The sequence below is a fragment of the Bartonella sp. AP150HLJHH genome, assembly GCF_042196385.1.
Taxonomy (GTDB): Bacteria; Pseudomonadota; Alphaproteobacteria; order Rhizobiales; family Rhizobiaceae; genus Bartonella.
In genome coordinates, this window is record NZ_JBHIQC010000111.1 from 1 (window position 1) to 831 (window position 831).

The 831-nt window shown below is 37.5% G+C and carries 1 protein-coding gene; it reads right to left on the minus strand.

The genetic code is table 11. From position 1 onward, the window contains the following. Positions 1 to 177: 177 nt before the first annotated feature. The coding region (locus ACFING_RS09950) for a hypothetical protein (RefSeq protein WP_375630810.1) at positions 178 to 831 on the minus strand (654 nt) is incomplete at its 5' end.

Here is an 831-nt window from a genome sequence, read left to right on the forward strand (position 1 = left end):
TTAACATCAGCAAAGTCTTTTAATGCTTTAATGCGATAAAGGGTATGATTATTAATTACACGCGTTTCATTTGTGAGTGCAAACTTCTTTTGCATGAGCACAATTCCTTTATAGAGATTTAAATTTTTAAATGAGATGTTTAAAGGAGGGCGCCCCCGCCGCGCCCGCGCGTGTCATTTACGCAGCATCACTTTCATATTCGCTGTCATTATCATCGTCATAATACCCTTCAAAATCAGCATAATACTCATGACGATAATAATCATCTTCGCTCCCAAACTCAGGATATGCATCATCACAGATATCTTCATTAGCTGTTAAAGAGGCATTGCTATGAATATATGAAGAACCAGAGATAAGAGCATCACAAATAACGGCATCATCAAAAACACGTGATTCATCACAAATGTAAGCAGAGCCACTTATTTTTGCATTGCCTCCGACATGAGCATCATCACAAATGACAGCATTATCGGAAATATGAGCATGATCAGTGACACGGGCGTTATCATAAATTTGTGCATTGCCTTCAATTACAACGGCGTTGTTAGCATGCGCATTACCAGACAGTTTTGCATTGTCCTTTAATGTCATACCTTCAAAAATAGCATTCCCATAAATTTGCGCATTACCATAGACATCAACAAAAAAGCTTTTTACTTTAGCATTTCCAAAGACGCGTGCATTTTGAAAGACCCGAGCTTTATTATACACCCAGCAATTACCTTCATGAGATAAGTTGTTTTCATTTTCAATATACCCCCCTAAATCGCCTTTTTTGACATCATCAAAATCTCTTAAGGCTCTAATTCGAGTTAAGAAATGACCATC